Source organism: Veillonella sp. LMAG:90 (assembly GCF_008679445.1).
In the GTDB taxonomy this organism is placed as follows: domain Bacteria; phylum Bacillota; class Negativicutes; order Veillonellales; family Veillonellaceae; genus Veillonella_A.
In genome coordinates, this window is the sequence record NZ_NAND01000001.1 from 377,018 (window position 1) to 394,773 (window position 17,756).

General features: G+C 37.8%; 15 protein-coding genes and 2 pseudogenes. 8 read left to right on the forward strand and 9 right to left on the reverse strand.

The features are described from left to right. Positions 1-131: 131 nt before the first annotated feature. Genes citD through citG form a run of 4 tightly spaced genes read left to right on the forward strand, consistent with a single transcriptional unit; the run spans position 132 to position 3,873 of the window. Positions 132-428, forward strand: a complete 297-nt coding sequence (gene citD, locus CCC71_RS01675) for a citrate lyase acyl carrier protein (protein WP_021841198.1) — start codon at positions 132-134, stop codon at positions 426-428. Beyond that, positions 429-1,340 (forward strand): HpcH/HpaI aldolase/citrate lyase family protein, encoded by a 912-nt coding sequence (locus CCC71_RS01680; RefSeq protein ID WP_006555234.1) that lies wholly within the window; start codon positions 429-431, stop codon positions 1,338-1,340. 11 nt (positions 1,341-1,351) lie between these two features. Further along, a complete protein-coding gene (citF, locus tag CCC71_RS01685) occupies positions 1,352-2,914 on the forward strand; it encodes a citrate lyase subunit alpha (protein WP_226974678.1) in 1,563 nt (520 codons plus the stop codon). A gap of 20 nt (positions 2,915-2,934) precedes the next feature. Continuing rightward, positions 2,935-3,873, forward strand: a complete 939-nt coding sequence (gene citG / locus CCC71_RS01690) for a triphosphoribosyl-dephospho-CoA synthase CitG (RefSeq protein ID WP_156705341.1) — start codon at positions 2,935-2,937, stop codon at positions 3,871-3,873. A gap of 41 nt (positions 3,874-3,914) precedes the next feature. Here citG and CCC71_RS01695 read toward each other — a convergent pair. Continuing rightward, a pseudogene (locus CCC71_RS01695) lies at positions 3,915-4,926 on the reverse strand (IS30 family transposase). A gap of 269 nt (positions 4,927-5,195) precedes the next feature. On the opposite strand from CCC71_RS01695, the gene CCC71_RS01700 reads away from it, so the two are divergent. After that, positions 5,196-5,510, forward strand: a complete 315-nt coding sequence (locus CCC71_RS01700) for a DUF1904 family protein (RefSeq protein ID WP_021840271.1) — start codon at positions 5,196-5,198, stop codon at positions 5,508-5,510. Positions 5,511-5,571: 61 nt separating this feature from the next. On the opposite strand, the gene CCC71_RS01705 is transcribed toward CCC71_RS01700, so the two are convergent. After that, the gene (locus CCC71_RS01705; RefSeq protein ID WP_021840272.1) at positions 5,572-5,748 is read right to left on the reverse strand and encodes a hypothetical protein; all 177 of its coding nucleotides are present in this window, start codon (positions 5,746-5,748) and stop codon (positions 5,572-5,574) included. Positions 5,749-6,380: 632 nt separating this feature from the next. Here CCC71_RS01705 and CCC71_RS01710 point away from each other — a divergent pair. After that, the gene (locus CCC71_RS01710) at positions 6,381-7,727 is read left to right on the forward strand and encodes an SLC5/6 family protein (RefSeq protein WP_021840273.1); all 1,347 of its coding nucleotides are present in this window, start codon (positions 6,381-6,383) and stop codon (positions 7,725-7,727) included. A gap of 265 nt (positions 7,728-7,992) precedes the next feature. Beyond that, positions 7,993-9,396 carry an NAD(P)-dependent oxidoreductase gene (locus tag CCC71_RS01715; protein ID WP_021840274.1) on the forward strand — a complete coding sequence of 468 codons (1,404 nt, stop codon included), beginning with the start codon at positions 7,993-7,995 and terminating at the stop codon, positions 9,394-9,396. A 131-nt stretch (positions 9,397-9,527) separates the two neighbouring features. On the opposite strand, the gene CCC71_RS01720 is transcribed toward CCC71_RS01715, so the two are convergent. Both CCC71_RS01720 and CCC71_RS01725 read right to left on the reverse strand, forming a co-directional pair. Continuing rightward, complete coding sequence (locus CCC71_RS01720; RefSeq protein ID WP_021840275.1) at positions 9,528-10,007, reverse strand: pyridoxamine 5'-phosphate oxidase family protein; 480 nt, start codon at positions 10,005-10,007, stop codon at positions 9,528-9,530. Positions 10,008-10,050: 43 nt separating this feature from the next. Beyond that, complete coding sequence (locus CCC71_RS01725; RefSeq protein WP_156705645.1) at positions 10,051-11,259, reverse strand: MalY/PatB family protein; 1,209 nt, start codon at positions 11,257-11,259, stop codon at positions 10,051-10,053. 169 nt (positions 11,260-11,428) lie between these two features. Between CCC71_RS01725 and CCC71_RS01730 the strand changes: the two are divergent. Continuing rightward, positions 11,429-12,515, forward strand: a pseudogene (locus CCC71_RS01730) (IS30 family transposase). Between the two features lie 101 nt (positions 12,516-12,616). Here CCC71_RS01730 and CCC71_RS01735 read toward each other — a convergent pair. The 5 genes from CCC71_RS01735 to CCC71_RS01755 all read right to left on the reverse strand — a co-directional run bounded on the left by CCC71_RS01735 (position 12,617) and on the right by CCC71_RS01755 (position 17,581). Next, positions 12,617-13,384, reverse strand: coding sequence for a sugar phosphate isomerase/epimerase family protein (locus tag CCC71_RS01735; protein ID WP_021840322.1), 768 nt, complete (start codon positions 13,382-13,384; stop codon positions 12,617-12,619). A gap of 8 nt (positions 13,385-13,392) precedes the next feature. Beyond that, the gene (locus tag CCC71_RS01740) at positions 13,393-14,478 is read right to left on the reverse strand and encodes an ABC transporter ATP-binding protein (RefSeq protein ID WP_156705578.1); all 1,086 of its coding nucleotides are present in this window, start codon (positions 14,476-14,478) and stop codon (positions 13,393-13,395) included. After that, complete coding sequence (locus tag CCC71_RS01745; RefSeq protein ID WP_156705580.1) at positions 14,478-15,305, reverse strand: carbohydrate ABC transporter permease; 828 nt, start codon at positions 15,303-15,305, stop codon at positions 14,478-14,480. Before CCC71_RS01745 ends, CCC71_RS01740 begins: the two co-directional genes overlap by 1 nt. Then, positions 15,295-16,173, reverse strand: coding sequence for a carbohydrate ABC transporter permease (locus CCC71_RS01750; protein WP_021840319.1), 879 nt, complete (start codon positions 16,171-16,173; stop codon positions 15,295-15,297). The genes CCC71_RS01745 and CCC71_RS01750 overlap by 11 nt, the downstream gene beginning before the upstream one ends. Before the next feature lie 106 nt (positions 16,174-16,279). Then, positions 16,280-17,581, reverse strand: coding sequence for an ABC transporter substrate-binding protein (locus CCC71_RS01755; protein WP_021840318.1), 1,302 nt, complete (start codon positions 17,579-17,581; stop codon positions 16,280-16,282). Positions 17,582-17,756: the final 175 nt, after the last annotated feature.

A 17,756-nucleotide genomic window follows, 5' to 3' on the forward strand; every position in this document is an offset into this window, starting at 1 on the left:
CCATGAAAATATTTCGTAGAAAATTGAGAAAATAATGAATTTTACATAAATGTGAGACAGTGTTTAAATGTATTTATAAAAGTTCTCTATATTATGTATAAATTGCAATTTAGGTTGTAGGAGGTTAGTTTATGGATATTTTAAACAATGCAATAGCCGGAACATTGGAGTCCAGTGATGCACAGGTACAAGTATTTCCACAATCAGGTAAATTAAGTATTTATGTTGAAAGTAGTGTTATGAATCAATATGGTCGTCAAATAAAAAAAACGGCTGAAGAAACATTAGCAAAGTTAAAGGTAAAAGAGGGAAAGGTTGTTATTATCGATAAAGGAGCTTTGGAATGTACACTTAAAGCTCGTATTGAGTGTGCTGTATTTAGAAGTTGCGGTCAATCGGAAAGCAATATTCCTTGGGAGGTGTTATAAATGATTAATCGTCCAAAACCGGAAAAATTCAGATTGCGTAGAACGATGATGTTTATGAATGCGCAGAAACCTGGCTTAATAAAAGATGCGTATATTTATGGCAGTGACAGCATTATTTTAGATTTGGAAGATGCGGTAGCGGAAAATCAAAAAGATGCAGCCCGTTTTTCTTTATATCAAGCATTAAAGAATGTTGATTATGGTGATACGGAAGTAATTGTTCGTATTAATGGTTTGGATACACCTCATTGGCAAGAGGATATTCGTGCTGTAGTAGCCGGCGGTGCTGACGGTATTCGAATTGCTAAATGTGAAAGTGCAGCTGATGTAAAGTTGGTTGAAGAACATGTATTGGCTGCTGAAAAAGAATTCGGCGTAGAAGAAGGACGTACATTATTAATGGCCGCTTTAGAAAGTCCTAAAGGCATTATGAATGCTTATGAGATTGTATCGGCATCGGATCGCATGTTTGGTTGTGCTATTTCAGGCGGTGATTTCCGTAAATCTATGCATGTACAGATTAATCGTGGCGGTATAGAAATGTTGGCGGCACGCAGTCAAATGTTATTAGCCGCTCGAGCAGCTAATGTTCAGTGTTTTGATACTATGTATCCTAATATTGATGATATGGAAGGCTTTGAAGCAGAAGTAAAACAAAACAGAGAAATGGGTTTTGATGGTAAGAGTATAGTAAATCCGCGTCAAATTGCTTTTGTACATGAAACATTTGCACCAACGCCGAAAGAAATTGCATATGCCGAAAAATTGGTAAGATCATTTAATGAACAAGCGGATTCCGGTGTTGGCGTTTATACGGTTGACGGTAAGATGGTAGATATTCCGTTTTTTGAAGATGCAAGACGCATTATTGCTTTAGCAAAAGCTTGCGGTGTGTATAAAGGTGACTTATAGAGGTGATATAAATGAAAAATGCAGTAGGTAGAGAGATTCCGGATGAGCTTTTAGTTAATAATAAGCGCGTATATTCCGGAAAAAATCAGATAGATGGTCAATATGAACAAAAAGTTGGACCGAAGCGTAGAATTGGTGAAAAACCGAGAGAAAATAAATTAGTGGCTACTCTTCGGGAAGCTTGTGAAAAGTGTGGTGTTCATTATGGTATGACCATTTCATTCCATTCTGTATTCCGCAACGGTGACTATGTAGCGTCAATGGCCGTGAAAACATTAGTTGAAGAATTGGGTGTCAAAGATTTAAACATTGCCGCCACTTCATTAGGTAGTGCTCATGATATTATTGCCGATTATATTGAAAAAGGGATTGTAACGGGCATTCAAACATCCGGTGTTCGAGGTCGTATCGGAGAAGTTATTTCTGAAGGAAAATTAAAAACACCGGCTATTATTCGCAGTCATGGCGGTCGTCCGCGAGCTATCGCAGCCGGCGAAGTGACTATTGATATTGCCTTTATCGGTGCTTCAGCATCTGACTATTATGGTAATGCAGCCGGTATTGGCGGTAAAAATAATAGTGGTGTAATCGGTTTTGCCGGGCCGGATGCAAAATATGCCAATCACGTTATTGTTGTTACGGATACATTAGTGCCGTTTCCTAATTTACCGGCCCCTATTAATGCTATGGATGTGGATTATGTAGTGACTGTTGATGAAGTCGGTAATCCGGATAAAATAGCGACGGCTGAAGCACGAATGACACAGGATCCACGAGAATTGATGATGGCTCGTAACGTTGCGGATATTATTGCTAATACTCCATATTTTAAAGATGGTTTTTCATTCCAAACCGGTGTAGGTGGCCCTTCATTGGCTGTAAACCGGTTTTTAGAAGAACATATGGTTAAAAATAATATTCAAATGGGTTTTGCTTTGGGTGGTATCAGTAATGCTATGTGCCAATTGCAGGATAAAGGCTTGGTAAAGAAAATTCTGGATACTCAGTGTTTTGATAAACCGACAATTGAACATTTAGCTAAACATCCTGATAAACATATTGAAATTACAACTGATGAATATGCTAATCCATCAAATCAAGGCGCCTATGTGAATAAGTTAGACTATGTAGTCTTGTCTGCTTTGGAAATTGATACAGATTTTAATGTTAATGTTATTACCGGTTCAGATGGTGTTTTACGCGGTGCACCGGGCGGTCATCCGGATACAGCGGCCGGAAGTAAATGTTGTATTATTGTTACGCCGTTAACACGCGGTCGTATGGCGACTGTTTGTGAAAAAGTAGTTACTGTTACTACGCCGGGCGATACAGTTGATGTATTGGTTACCGATTATGGAACGGCTGTAAATCCTTTGCGTCAGGATATTATTGACTGTTTAGATAAGGCCGGTATTCCACATGTAACAATTGAATCTTTGAAGGAAAAAGCATATTCATTAGTAGGACGGCCTGATGATTTGGAATGGGAAGATAAGGTAATTGCTGTTGTAGAAGCTCGTGATGGTAGCATTTTAGATGTAGTTCGTAGAATTAAACCGGTCACATTGGATTAAAGTAACAGGGAGGGTGCAGAATGAATATTTGGGAGAATATTCCCAAACCAATACAAAATATAGGCTGTTTGGCTTTGGAAGCTATGTTATTAGAGGCTAATTGTGCACCCGCTCCCGGTTTGGTAGACCGTTTTAACAGTGGTGCCCATAATGATATGGACATTTATACGTTTATAAAAAGTTCAGTAGCATTAAGTTCTTATATGTATAATTTTGCGTATATGGGCTATATGCATAAGGGTGCATTAGATACGTTATTAGCGTTTATTCGTCCTTTGGGTATTGAAGCGGAAGCTGCTATGTTTAAAGCTACAAAAGGAGTAAATACACAAAAAGGTTTGATTTTCCTTATGGGTATTCTTTGTGCTGCGGCCGGCTATGTATATCGAAAATATAATATTATCAAAAGTACTTTAGTTTTTGATGCAGTAAAAATCATGTGTCAGGGATTAGTAGCAAAAGAATTAGGTAAATTACCCAATGACAGAAAACTGACTTCCGGTGAACGGTTGTATCATCAATACGGCATCAGGGGTATTCGCGGTGAGCTGGAAGACGGGTTACCTATTATTAAAGATATTGCTTTGCCGGCTTATAAAAAGGCCATTACGTTAGGTGCTACTGATGATACATTATTGATTTATACCTTATTATCAATTATGACTGCTACAGAAGATACAACAATAATAAATCGGCATAATATGGAAACATTAGCTAGGGTTCAAAGAGAAGCTAAAGCTTTATTAGAAAGCAATCAAGTTTTGGAATCAGGCGGGTTTGAAGAAATTAAAAAATTAGACAAAAAGTTTATTGAACAATGGATTAGTCCCGGCGGTTCAGCGGATTTATTAGCAGCCACTCATTTTTTGTACTCATTGGATGAAAAATATGGTTCACTAACATTTATGGATGAAACAATTAAAACAGGAAGTCCTACTTGTATTGCTATCAAAGATTAAGAAGGATTGTGCAAAAATTAAAAAGTAATTGAAAACAGGCTTTAAAACTCTTTATAATAGTAAATTGCAATATGAAATTGAACACTTTTAAAAACCCAGTAACTTATTAACTTCTTCAATGAAGGCTTCTTGTGGTGTCCGGTAGTTCAGAATTTTGCGTGGCAGTGCATTACACCAATCGGTAGCACGTCGAAGTGTTGCTTCTGAAACATCACGAATGGGAGTTCCTTTGGGAATAATACGGCGTAATAAACCGTTGTGCCGTTCATTAGAACCACGCTCCCAAGCTGCATACGGATGAGCAAAAAACACTTGTAAATGCTCTGTTTCTAACTCAGCAATAGATGCAAATTCAAGACCGTTATCGGCTGTAATTGTCTTGCAGAGTTGCTGTAGTGAGTCATGAGTACTGAAGCTTAGTAACCAGCTCTCTAGCGTATTTTTAATGTCAGCTGCTTTAGCTGACGGAGAACGCAATGTTACATAAGCCCGTGTTTTACGTTCCAATAGGGAAATAATCACTTCATCATGCTTATCTTTAATGCCACGGACAGTATCAAGTTCCCAATGACCAAACTCTTCACGAGTCAGAATAGACTCATCGCGTAGATCAATAGATTTACCAAGGTTTTTCTTGTGTTTACGCGTATTAGATTTACGCGTAGAACGACGTAATACTAACGGTAAATCCATAGGCTTAATACGGAGAAGACCTTCATGTAGATAGTTATATAAAGTTTTGGTAGACACCATTTCATTACGTATAAACAAGCACTTACGCAAGGCGTAGCCTACAGCAGCATCAAGTGACCATTTATGGACTAATACCTGCTCTTCTACCCACGTAAGAAACGGGGAAATAATACCGGCTTTAATTTGTTCTACAGAACCGCGCTGTATTTCGCTTTGAATCGTTGTACGAGAACGGCCTAATGCATTAGCAATCGCTGTTTTTGATACACCTGCTTGTAATTGTTTTTCAATAAAAAAGCGTTCTTCATAAGATAAGTGTTTGTTTGTACGTAATGATGTGTTATGATTAATAGAGTCCATAGTGATATCGATACCTCGTGTAAAAGATTTTAGATTAGACACCTTAATCATAACACAAATCGGTATTCACTATGGATTTTTTATATGTTCAATTTCAGTTTACAATTAACCAATTTTAAAGAATGTTAAGTAGTTGTAAGTAGGTTGTAAGTAGTTTTTAGTAGGTTGCAAGTAGTTGTAAGTAGGTTGTAAGTAGTTGCAAGTAGGTTGTAAGTAAAAAATACATACTGAAAAATAATATCAATTTATTAAAGTGGTAAGGAGTAATCATGCCCCAATTAATCTTCAAAGGTGTTATACCTGACGTTGTTCAAAAGTTAAGTATTGCTTTGCCTAAACAGCTGGCTGAATTGTCTGATACACCGGTAGACTATTTTACCTTAGAATGTCCGGAAACAAAGTATTTTCGTGATGGTAAAATCCATGACATGTATCCTTTAGTGGAAGTGTTACAGTATGATCGTGGTGTTGCTATGGAAAAACAGATGGCACAGTGCATTGCTGATGCGGTGAAGGCCGAAGGCTATACTATGTGTGAAGTGTATTTTATACATATCGGCAAAGACGATTATTATGAATTTTAAGAGATAATTAAGAAGCCTCGCAGAATTTTGTTCTGTGAGGCTTCTCTTTGTGTAATACTTCTTAACTCTTCTTCACCACCGAAATAATGGTTACACCCTTACCGTAACTATGGGAAGCAATAACCTGATTCCTTGCATCAGATATACTGGTAGCCGTTACTGTTGTGGCATTGACACTGCCCCGCGAGGTTGGGCTGGTACTTTTATATCTAAATTTTACTTCATAGCGTCCACTCATACGTTAACATCTTCCTTTCATAAAAATACAGTAACATAGTAAGTCTGAAAAACACATTTATAGTAAAAAACAGTGACAAACCCTATAAATCCATTATATATGTAAATATGTATAATAGCAACGGATAGTATACATAATTGATATTCATTCACAAATTGCGTATTAATTATACAGAATACTCATAAGACGAGCCATTTAATAAATATTTGAGTAATTTTTACAGAAACTAATCAAGAAAAACCGATAAAAATCATAACAATAAGTTGAATTTAAGAATGTTTTTATGGGGTGGATATTACACCTTATTTTTATGAAAATATGAGTAATACTTCGTAAATATTATAAAATAGTAATTAATATAATATAATACAAAAATATTAAGTGAAAATATTCTGATTAATATTATAATTTATGTATGTTTACTATTAATTGTTTGATTATAAATAATTGAACACTCAGAAAGTACACTCTATGCAATATAATCATGATGATTAGTTGTCATTTTAGGTATGCTATGCTATCATACATACATAAGATGTCTTTTCTGAACGGATACTTGGGGGCAGGTTTTAGAAAAGGACGAAAAGTGTTGTTTTTAGGTTTTACAGGTTTTACTATTAAGGAGTAAAGGTATGTTAGATGAAAGAACAGTAGTCCAAAAGGACATACCGGTTCAGGAGGAATTACCGGTATATGGCGAACAAACAACAATTCGCGAAAGTATTACTAAAACATTAGATGCCTCCAAATGGAACAAAGAAGATACGACTTGGATGTTAGGTTTATTCGGTACAGCCATCGGCGCCGGCGTATTATTCTTGCCAATCAACGCAGGTATCGGCGGCATCTGGCCATTATTGATGATTACCTTATTTGCATTCCCGGTAACATTCTTGGCTCACCGTGCATTAGCGCGCTTTGTTATGTCCGCTTCTTCACCTGATAAAGGTATCATCGGTGCGGTTGAAGAATTCTGGGGGCCTACGGCAGCTCGTGTATTCAATGTAGTTTATTTTGTTGGTATTTATACAATCTTGTTATTATATTCCGTAGCGATTACCAACACGACTGACAGCTTACTACAGAATCAGCTCGGTATTGCCGGCGTTGATCGTGCTTTAATTACGGTAGCTGTAATTGTTGGTTTATTGGCCATCGTTCGTATGGGTCAGGATATTATCGTACGTATTATGAGTTACTTGGTATATCCGTTTATTGCCACTTTATTGGTTATCGGTTTATACCTCATTCCTGAATGGAATACCGCTATTTTAACCTACCAGCCTGAAGGCGGTAGCAGCAGTGCTATGCTCATGACTTTGTGGATGACATTCCCGGTTCTTGTATTCTCGTTCAACCATTTCCCTATTATTTCTGCTTTCGTTATGAAAGAACGTCAGGAATACGGTGATGAACATGTAGATAAAAAATGTCATGATATTCAAAAATACGCTGTATTATTGATGTTCGGCGTTGTAATGTTCTTCGTTTACAGCTGCGTATTCGCCTTATCTCCGGCTGATTTACAGGCTGCTAAAGATCAGAACATCTCCATTTTATCCTACTTAGCTAACCACTTTAATACACCATTCATCGCTTGGTTGGCTCCAATCATCGCCTTCGTTGCGATTACTAAATCCTTCTTGGGTCACTATGTAGGTGCTTATGAAGGTTTACGCGACATCGTTATTGATTTAGGCCATGTTAACAAAAAAGAATTAAATGCTAAAACGGTTGACCGCATTATCTTGGCATTCATGCTCATTACTTGCTGCTTGATTGCTTACATTAACCCAAGCATTTTAGGTATTATCGAAACATTGAGTGGTCCGGCTATCGCCTTCATTCTCTTGTTAATGCCTATGGTTGCTATTTTCAAAGTACCAAAAATGCAGAAATACCGCAGCGTAACAAACTACTTTGTAATCGTAATCGGTATCATCACTGTAGCCGCTATGTTCTACGGTCTTATCCAGTAATTGGATTAAAAAGTTCATAATTAGGTTTGTAAGCCACCATCTGAGTCATTCTCAAATGGTGGCTTCTTTTATTGTGGTCCTGTACTGACAATATTTGTAAAAAAGTCAATCGGCTAATTATGGCTTATTTTGTCAACTATTTACTAGCTACAGGCGTTATGGTATAGTAGAATTAGTTTTTAAAAAAAGATATAGGGAAAAGGAATAGTATAAATTGACTCATCAATGAAGGCATTGATAAGTGAGAATTAGAGGAGGGATTTCCATGGTTGGACCGAATGAAGTAACAAATCAACAAGCAGGAAATATAGTAGCCAACGATGCAGCGGCGAAGGCTCGCCACCATGCGTACTTGGAAGATGCTGATTATACATTAGAGGAAGCCTTAGCGGAAGCTAAGCGTTGCTTAAATTGCGCGAAGCCTTTGTGCCGTACCGGTTGTCCGATTGAAAATGAGATTCCGCGCTTTATTCAAGCCATTGCGCGCGGCAATTTTGGGGAAGCCAATGATATTATCGGCGAACGCAGTAATTTACCGGCCGTTTGCGGTCGAGTTTGCCCTCGTGAAAAGCAGTGCGAAGGCCATTGTATTTTGAATCGTGCCAATAAGCCAATCAATATCGGTAAATTAGAACGTTTTGCGGCGGATTTTGAAAGCTTACACGGCTTACGTCGTATGAAACCAATCATTAAGGATCAGGGCAAAATCGGGATTATCGGTTCCGGTCCTGCGGGCCTTACCGTAGCCAGTGATATGGCCAAACTTGGTTATGAAGTTACGATTTTTGAAAAACAGGATGAACCGGGCGGTATTTTGCTCTATGGTATTCCGGCATTCCGCTTGAGTAAAGAAGTGGTACATCGTGAAATTAATCGCCTTAAAGCGCTTGGTGTTAAATTCGAATGTAACACGGTTATCGGACCGGATAAAACAATCGATTCCTTATTTGAAGAAGGCTATGACGCTATCTTCATCGCAACCGGTACCCATGTACCGATGGAACTTCCTATGCGCGGCGATGAAAAACCGGGTGTTTTACAAGCCATGGCTTTGTTGACAGCCGTTCAATTGCATCAAAACGGTCGTGTCGGTGATGATGCCATTCCGGTTCAAAAGGGTGACCGCGTTGTTGTAATCGGTGCCGGTAATGTGGCTATGGACGCAGCTCGTACTTGCGTGCGTTTAGGTGCTGAATCGGTTACGGTAGCGTATCGTCGCGGCGAAGAAAACATGAGTGCCAATCCGTCTGAATACGAAGAAGCGAAAGAAGAGAATATTCGCTTCAAGTTCTACGCGGCTCCGTCCAGTGTAGAAGGGGACGTTGTGGTAGAAGGTTTACGTTGTGAAATTCAAGAACCACAGGAAGACGGATCCATCCAGCCAACCGGTCACTATGAAGTGATTCCGGCCGATAAGATTATCATCGCCATCGGTCATAAACCGAATGCACGCTTAGTCGGCCCGGGCAACGGGATTGAAGTTAACAAGGACGGCTATGTAGTAACGCGTGAAATGCCGTACGGTATGACGAGCCGTAAAGGCGTTTTTGCCGGCGGTGACGTAGTACATAAACCGGCTACCGTAGTACTCGCTATGCGCGCCGCTAAAAAAGTTGTAGAAGGCATGGTTAACTACTGCGAAGCCAAACGCTACTTGGGCGACCTTTAATTAGCTTTGATTAGAGAGTGATTTGGCACGAATAAAATCAAATATCAAATATAATGAAAGCTCCAACATTGGGATTCTGATGTTGGAGCTTTTTAAGTATTGTTAATAAGTGTATATGTTGTTTTTTGTTTTTATACCGGAGCCTGATTAGCTTTACAAGTCAGCTCTCGAGCTACTAGTTTTATAACAGCTATGGCTTTTAGCATAGCCGGTTTATATTCCCATTGGTTTTTACCGGTGTAATGCGCCATGATGAGATTTAAGGCGGCTTCTTTTTCAGCCATATCTTCTACCAAAGAAGCATCGGCCGTACCGATAATGCTGAAATAGGCTGAAGAATAATCGCAAGCTATCTCACCGGGTAGTAATTCTTGGCCGCCGTCCATTTCAAAAGCAGCATAACCGGTGCGTTTAATTAAGTCGATTTTACGCCCCATAGGGGCACTGTGACAATAAAAGACATGCTGGCCGTTTTCAAAAGAATGGGCAAAATGAAGCGGTACTATGTAAATTTCATCCTCATCGCGTAAGCCTAAACGAATGGCACGACAGCGCGCAATGAGTTCGTTAATTGTGTTTTCATCAGTAATCTGACGATCGTGACGACGCATGGGCATCTCCTACCTTTATATAAATTGAGAGTTTACTTTAAAATTAAATTTGGTTAATAGATTGTAGTCCTTTAATAATACGATTGGCGGCTTCGCGCACTGTATCCGGATGGGCTGCCAAGTTGAAGCGTACAAAACCCGGTGTGGCTGGAGCAAAGTTAGGACTTGTGTTTACGCCGACGCGGCACTGTTTAATCATGAAGTTATCCAGTTCTTCAGGAGCCACATAGGCTTTAAAATCAACCCAGGCCAGATACGTCGCTTCCAGCGGTGTAAATACTAATTTAGGAGCCGCTTCGAGCAAGGTGTTTTTCAAAATATCGTAGTTGTCTTTAATTACAGCCAACAGTCCGGTTAACCAAGCATCGCCCGTCTGATAAGCTGTTTCTGTAGCCAGTAAATCCAGCACCGGGAGCTGTGTATGGTCGATGGTGGCTACATAGGCATCAAATTGTTTGCGATGAGCTTCATTCGGAATAATGGTATGCGCTACCGGTAAAGAGGCTAAGTTGAAAGTTTTGGACGCACTGGTAATGGTGATAATGGAATCTTTGAAGCGGCCGTCTTGTACGGCTAAGGCCGGAATAAACGGATCCGGTCCAAAAATAAAATCCTCATGGATTTCATCACTTACGATGAGTATATTATTTTCTTCACAAAGGGTGAAGAGTTTAACCATTTCTTCTTCCGACCAAATACGACTCACCGGATTATGGGGATTGCAGAGGATGAAAACTTTAATATTGTGTTCTTTAATCTTTGCTTCCACATCGTCAAAGTCGATATAATAGCGGCCTGTTTCGTCTTGTTGCAGTTCACTGCAGATTGGTGTGCGGCCTGTATCCTGAGGTGTGCTGTAGAACGGATAATACACCGGTGAAAGAATAAGGATATTATCTTTTGGCTTAGTGAAGGCATGCAAAATCCAGAATAAGGTCGTTATCGTGCCGCTTGTAAAGCGGAGCCAGTTTTTCTTAGGCGTATAGCCGTGATGGCGTGTGAGCCAATCGATAAAGGTTTGATGATAGGTAGGGCTGATTAAAGAATAGCCGAAAGCACCATGTTTAACGCGTTCCGTAAGAGCATCAATAACCGTTTCGGGTGCCTTAAAATCCATATCAGCCACCCACATAGGGATGACGTCATCGGTGCGGAAACGTTGTTTTAAACCGTCCCATTTAACACTATTAGAGCCCCTTCGATCGAGGGCGTAGCGACTTAAAAATTCTTCTTTGGTCATGGTTTGACTCATTATTACACCTCCTGTAACAGTGTATGTATATTTAAAATTTTATATATTAGTAATTAATGGTTAATTGTAAACTGAAATTGAACATATAAAAAATCCATAGTGAATACCGATTTGTGTTATGATTAAGGTGTCTAATCTAAAATCTTTTACACGAGGTATCGATATCACTATGGACTCTATTAATCATAACACATCATTACGTACAAACAAACACTTATCTTATGAAGAACGCTTTTTTATTGAAAAACAATTACAAGCAGGTGTATCAAAAACAGCGATTGCTAATGCATTAGGCCGTTCTCGTACAACGATTCAAAGTGAGATACAGCGCGGTTCTGTAGAACAAATTAAAGCCGGTAAACGAGTTTTAATGTACTTGGCAGATTATGGACAACTTAACTATGAGAAAACCCGTCAGGGCTCCTTCAACACTCGTAAAGCCGGTATTATTTCCCCGTTTCTTACGTGGGTAGAAGAGCAGGTATTAGTCCATAAATGGTCACTTGATGCTGCTGTAGGCTACGCCTTGCGTAAGTGCTTGTTTGTACGTAATGAAATGGTGTCTACCAAAACTTTATATAACTATCTACATGAAGGTCTTCTCCGTATTAAGCCTATGGATTTACCGTTAGTATTACGTCGTTCTACGCGTAAATCTAATACGCGTAAACACAAGAAAAACCTTGGTAAATCTATTGATCTACGCGATGAGTCTATTCTGACTCGTGAAGAGTTTGGTCATTGGGAACTTGATACTGTACGTGGCATTAAAGATAAGCATGATGAAGTGATTATTTCCCTATTGGAACGTAAAACACGTGCTTATGTAACATTGCGTTCTCCGTCAGCTAAAGCAGCTGATATTAAAAATACGCTAGAGAGCTGGTTACTAAGCTTCAGTACTCATGACTCACTACAGCAACTCTGCAAGACAATTACGGCCGATAATGGCCTTGAATTTTCATCTATTGCTGAGTTAGAAACAGAGTATTTACAAGTCTTTTTTGCTCATCCATATGCAGCTTGGGAGCGTGGTTCTAATGAACGGCACAACGGTTTATTACGCCGTATTATTCCCAAAGGAACTGCCATTCGTGATGTTTCAGAAGCAACACTTCGACGTGCTACCGATTGGTGTAATGCACTGCCACGCAAAATTCTGAACTACCGGACACCACAAGAAGCCTTCATTGAAGAAGTTAATAAGTTACTGGGTTTTTAAAAGTGTTCAATTTCATATTGCAATTTACTATTAGTAATTAATTTCATTATAACAAAATATAGTTTCACTTACAAAAATAGCCATACTACCCTTTTAAAGTTAAGTATGGCCGTTTTTGTAATTGTTTTTAATAGTTTATTTTGTTGTCATTAAAGACTCTATAGAGTTCAAATGCTCTAATAATTGGTCCATAGATTTGAAAGTGCCGTTGGCGTATTCTAAGACTTTAGTGGCATTTGGTGAATATGTGTTGATTGCTTTAAATAATTCTGTCCAATTGATAGAACTGGTACCGATAGGCTGATGTTCGTCTTTTTTTTCATTATTATCATGTAAATGATAAGCAATAATCTTTTTGTTTAAAGTTTGAATTACATAAGGTAAATTCCATTGATTAACATTAGCATGGCCTACATCAATCAATGAAACAATGTTAGGAAACTTAGTAAAGAGTTCAATATACTCGGATTCATTGAATAGATTATTTGTTAATAAACCTACATTTTCTACGGCTAGACGAGGCCCGGCAATATTTTGAGCCAATTTATCAAGTTCTTGAAGACGTTCGATAACTAAGTTTTGTATATCTTTTCTATTTCCTGACCATTGTTCATTTGTATGGACAACGATAAATTCAGCATTAATTTCTTTGCCGAAAGTAATATCTTTTTCATAGCGGCTTAAATATTGAGTATCATCCGGATTGGCCAAATTGACGGTTACACAAGGTCCGTGCAAAGATATAGGTCGTGATTGAATATTAAATTGTGGCAATAAAGAACGCCAATATTCAACCGGTCCAAATTCTACAAAAAACTCCATACCAAAATTTTGAGGTAAATTTCTAAGTGCATTTTTTTCAAATGCAGGAAATAGTAAATCGCTAATCGCAATAGTATTCATGTTTCCTCCTAGTGGCTTTGTTTTGAATTTAAATTAATGCCGGTTTCGCTATCAAAGAAACAAGCGTCGTTCCAATTAAAATTAATGCCCAATGAATCACCGATATTAATTTTATTTTCTAATCCTGAAAATTGAATAAATCCTTTAATCATATCATTCACTTGAAATAAACAGTTTTGAATATTACCTATATTTTCAATATATTGGCATTCTCCATGTAACATAGCTCGTTCTACCGGAACAAGGCGTAATTTTTCCGGACGAATACCTACGGTAAGTGCCGGCGTTGTAAGTTTTTCTTTTACATATGGCGGTAACTCCAATGTAGAAGACCCGATGGTTACTTGACCGTTATTAGTTATTAAAGGCCATAGATTCATAGCTGGCGTACCAATAAATGAGGCTACGAATAAATTAGCCGGATTATCATATACAATTTCTGGTCTGTCGAATTGTTGTAAGACGCCTTCGTGTAAAATGGCGATTCTTTGACCGATAGTCATGGCTTCTACTTGATCATGAGTAACATAAATCATAGTAGAGTTACAGCTTTCATGGATTTTAATAAGTTCTTGGCGGGCATGTTGACGAAGTTGTGCATCCAGATTTGCTAATGGTTCGTCTAGTAAAAAATACGGCGATTGTTTTACGATGGCACGACATAAGGCAACCCTTTGTTTTTGACCGCCCGATAGAGATTGAATCAGGCGATTTTCGTAGCCTTTTAAATTTAACATTTCGATAGCAGCTTTAGCCCGTTCTTTGATTTCAGACTCAGGTAGATTTTGTAGTTTTAGACCGAATACAATATTATCCCATACATTGAAATGAGGGAATAAAGCGTAGTTTTGAAAGACCATGGCTATATTACGATCTCCCGCAGGTACATCATTGATTAGAGTTTCTCCCATATATAATTCGCCATCACTAATGTCTTCTAAACCGGCAATCATACGAAGAGTCGTACTTTTACCAGAACCGGAAGGTCCCAACAAGACCACTCGTTCCCCTTCTTTAATTTCAAAGCTTAATTGTTTAATGATTTCTTTTTCGTGGTAGGTTTTACTTACTTTATTAAAAACTATATTGTGCATTATCCTTTAACTCCTGATTGAATAAATGTGTTGAGAATATATTTTTGGCAAATGATGAATAAAATAAAAGGTAGAATACTGGTAAGTACGGCAAGTGCCATAGCCAGGCCCCATTCACTGCCGCCTTCGGCACTAATAAACATTGGTAATGCTAAAGCTAAGGTATATTCTGTTTTACTTTTTAAAATAAGCAATGGCCAAAAATATTCATTCCAAGCATTGATAAAGAACATAATACTAATGGAGATTACTGATGGTCTTACTAAGGGGAGAATAATGTGCCATAAGATATATAGCGGTGAAGCTCCTTCTAAAATGGCACATTCGTAAATACTTTTTGGAATACTGCGCATAGTTTGGCGCATTAAGTAAATACCCATGCCATCTACAATTTCTACGAGAATAACACCGTAAGGTGTGTCTAGAAGTCCCAATGAAGAGATCAATAAATAATTAGGCATGATTAACACAGACATAGGAATAAAAAAGGTCAGAACCATGGAATTGAATAGTAATTCTCTGCCTTTAAATCGATAGTAAACAAATCCGAATCCTGCTAATAAGCTGGTTATGATCTTAAAAATAGTAACCGTAATGGCAATAAAAAAGGTATTACCGGTAAATTGGAAAATAGGGAATCGGTCCAATACTGTAAAATAGTTGGATAATGTTGGATTTTCCGGTAGCGGATTCAAAGGGTACTGAAAGATTTGATTTAAATCTTTTAAAGAAGCCGATACTAGAAATACAATAGGCCATAAGCAAATGAGCAGCGAAACTATAAGGATGATATGGCCGATAAGTTCTTTTTTTAGATTAATTTTCATAGTATACCTTCTTATCTAATACTTTATTACGCCACCAAGCAAATATAACGAATAATAACATCGTTAACACAGCATACGCCGCCGATTTGCCGACTTGATAGAATACGAAAGCATATTGGTAAATAACGTATACGAGGTTTGCACTGCCTTGATTAGGTCCGCCTTGAGTTAATATATTGACCGGAATCATGACGTACTGTAAGCCGAATACCACGGTAATAACAAAGACGTAGATTGCTGACGAAGATGTTTGGGGAATTATAATTTTACGTAAAATGACCCAATCCGAGGCTCCTTCTAAACGAGCTGCTTCAATCATTTCTTTGGAAACGGACATCATGGCAGCCAACATAAGAATAAAGTTATAGCCAAATACTTTCCAAGCAATAATCATGCTAATAGAGAAAATAACTAAAATTGGTTCTTTCAGCCAACGAGGAGAATCAAGACCAAATATTTGTAAAATGGCATCAATAGGTCCCGCTAATGGATTATATATCCATAAGAACAGAATACTTGCAACGGATAGACTAAAAAGCGAAGGCATAAAGAAAAATACTTTGTATAGATTTTTCCCGTATTTAAGAACATAAGCTAAGATATAAGAATAAATATAAGGTAATACAAAGTTAAAAATTAAAAGAAATAGGACAAATAAAACTGTATTTACAATTACAGAATAAAATTCTGCCGTTTGAACGATATCTGTATAATTTGAAATTCCAACAAACTTAATCTTAGAACTTACCATATTCCATGAGAAGAAACTAAGAACTACATTGACGAGTAAAGGCCAATAATAAAAGATTGAAAAGAAGAATGCAGCCGGCAAGAACAGTAAGTAGCCTGATTTTGAAAGACGATTCATATTAAAACTCCTTCTAAGCACAATTAGAATCAATAGACAAAAATAAAATCTAAGGTCTACAGATTCTAATGGCATTAATTTTACAATATGAAAATTTTTTGAAATATTACTTCAGTAAATCGTTAATTTTTAAAGCTGCTTCGTGTAACGCTTCAGATGCAGTTTTACTACCGTTAAGGATAACATCTCGGGCATCAATTAACACTTGTTCTGCTTGTAAGCCATTTTGTCCCGGGAAGCTAACCCAAGGTGTTACATTAGGAAGCATTTCCATGGCTTTTTTTATATTTTCGTTTTCATCAATTAGTTTTTTGTATGGACCTTCTTGTGCCATATTTTTACGTGGCGGTAAGTAACCGGTACCAGTATCCCATTTCGTTAAGTTTTCAGCACTTTCCAAGTATTTTACAAATTCAACAGCGGCTTTTTGTTTAGCTTTATCTTTGCTGAGAATCATGAGGAAGTTACCGCCGGCAGGCACTTTAACTGGTTTGTTGCCAAAGGCAGGGAAGGTTGTAGTCATTACTTTGAAGTTAGAAGATTTTTCAAAATTAGCACGTTTGCCGATGGTAGTTGCTACCATAGCTAATTTACCGGAAGTAAAGCTTTGGAAACCTTCTTCATTAGTTGCGTGTAAGCCTGTGCCGTTTTTAACCATATCGGCAATTACTTGATAAGCATGAGCAGCTTCAGGGGTATCAAAACCGGCCTGCCATTTACCGTCTTTATGAGTTAACATGGTGCCGCCATTGGATTCAACGAGTGCTTGATTGGTCCAAGTATCGGCATATTCTTGCATAAAGAATGCCGGATTACCTGTTTTTTCTTTAATTTGTTTAGCATATTCTGCTACTTCTTCCCATGTTTTCGGTGGTTTATTAGGATCTAAACCGGCAGCTTTAAAGATATCCGGATTATAGTATAAAACCGGTAAGGATAAGGAGTAAGGAACACCGACTTGATCGCCGTTATCTGTTTGTGCTAAGCGAGCAATATTAGGTTCAAAGGTATCTTTTATAAAATTAGGATCACCTGCATCAGCGAAAATTTTATCAATATTTTCCGTTTCAAAGTTTTCGTGTGCATAGTTTAAGAAGTTCCAACCCATTTGCACTACGTCTGGTGTTTGGCCAGATGCTAAAGCAGCCTGTAAGTTTTGAGTTAAGCCTTTGTACATATCCGGATTAAATTTCTCAGTGACTTTAATATTAGGATGTGTTTTGTTAAAATCGGCAACCAATTCACGAACTGTTTGTCCACCAAAACTATCGGATGCGACATGCCAATATTCAATTTCTACTACTTTGTCATTTGCTGAACCACTGTTTGAAGTTGAGTTGCCACAACCTGCAAGTACGAGCAAGGCCAGCATACAAAACAGGCCGGATAAAATGGCTTTTAATCTCATGATTTCCTCCTACCTTGAATAAGGTTTTAATATACTAGATTACAATTTAGTGCACCACATATTTTTCATTAAATCATAATAGTGTAAACATTCAAGATGAAAAATGTAAAATTTAATAAAAATTTTTCAAGGTTTTGTAAGATTTTTGTAGGAGATAAAAAAACGGTTCTATAAT

What these genes read in the sequence shown, in the direction of transcription:
- citD (WP_021841198.1), top strand. Translation starts at nt 132, where the DNA reads ATGGATATTTTAAACAATGCAATAGCCGGAACATTGGAGTCCAGTGAT.
- CCC71_RS01680 (WP_006555234.1), top strand. Translation starts at nt 429, where the DNA reads ATGATTAATCGTCCAAAACCGGAAAAATTCAGATTGCGTAGAACGATG.
- citF (WP_226974678.1), top strand. Translation starts at nt 1,352, where the DNA reads ATGAAAAATGCAGTAGGTAGAGAGATTCCGGATGAGCTTTTAGTTAAT.
- citG (WP_156705341.1), top strand. Translation starts at nt 2,935, where the DNA reads ATGAATATTTGGGAGAATATTCCCAAACCAATACAAAATATAGGCTGT.
- CCC71_RS01700 (WP_021840271.1), top strand. Translation starts at nt 5,196, where the DNA reads ATGCCCCAATTAATCTTCAAAGGTGTTATACCTGACGTTGTTCAAAAG.
- CCC71_RS01705 (WP_021840272.1), bottom strand. Translation starts at nt 5,748, where the DNA reads ATGAGTGGACGCTATGAAGTAAAATTTAGATATAAAAGTACCAGCCCA.
- CCC71_RS01710 (WP_021840273.1), top strand. Translation starts at nt 6,381, where the DNA reads ATGTTAGATGAAAGAACAGTAGTCCAAAAGGACATACCGGTTCAGGAG.
- CCC71_RS01715 (WP_021840274.1), top strand. Translation starts at nt 7,993, where the DNA reads ATGGTTGGACCGAATGAAGTAACAAATCAACAAGCAGGAAATATAGTA.
- CCC71_RS01720 (WP_021840275.1), bottom strand. Translation starts at nt 10,007, where the DNA reads ATGCGTCGTCACGATCGTCAGATTACTGATGAAAACACAATTAACGAA.
- CCC71_RS01725 (WP_156705645.1), bottom strand. Translation starts at nt 11,259, where the DNA reads ATGAGTCAAACCATGACCAAAGAAGAATTTTTAAGTCGCTACGCCCTC.
- CCC71_RS01735 (WP_021840322.1), bottom strand. Translation starts at nt 13,384, where the DNA reads ATGAATACTATTGCGATTAGCGATTTACTATTTCCTGCATTTGAAAAA.
- CCC71_RS01740 (WP_156705578.1), bottom strand. Translation starts at nt 14,478, where the DNA reads ATGCACAATATAGTTTTTAATAAAGTAAGTAAAACCTACCACGAAAAA.
- CCC71_RS01745 (WP_156705580.1), bottom strand. Translation starts at nt 15,305, where the DNA reads ATGAAAATTAATCTAAAAAAAGAACTTATCGGCCATATCATCCTTATA.
- CCC71_RS01750 (WP_021840319.1), bottom strand. Translation starts at nt 16,173, where the DNA reads ATGAATCGTCTTTCAAAATCAGGCTACTTACTGTTCTTGCCGGCTGCA.
- CCC71_RS01755 (WP_021840318.1), bottom strand. Translation starts at nt 17,581, where the DNA reads ATGAGATTAAAAGCCATTTTATCCGGCCTGTTTTGTATGCTGGCCTTG.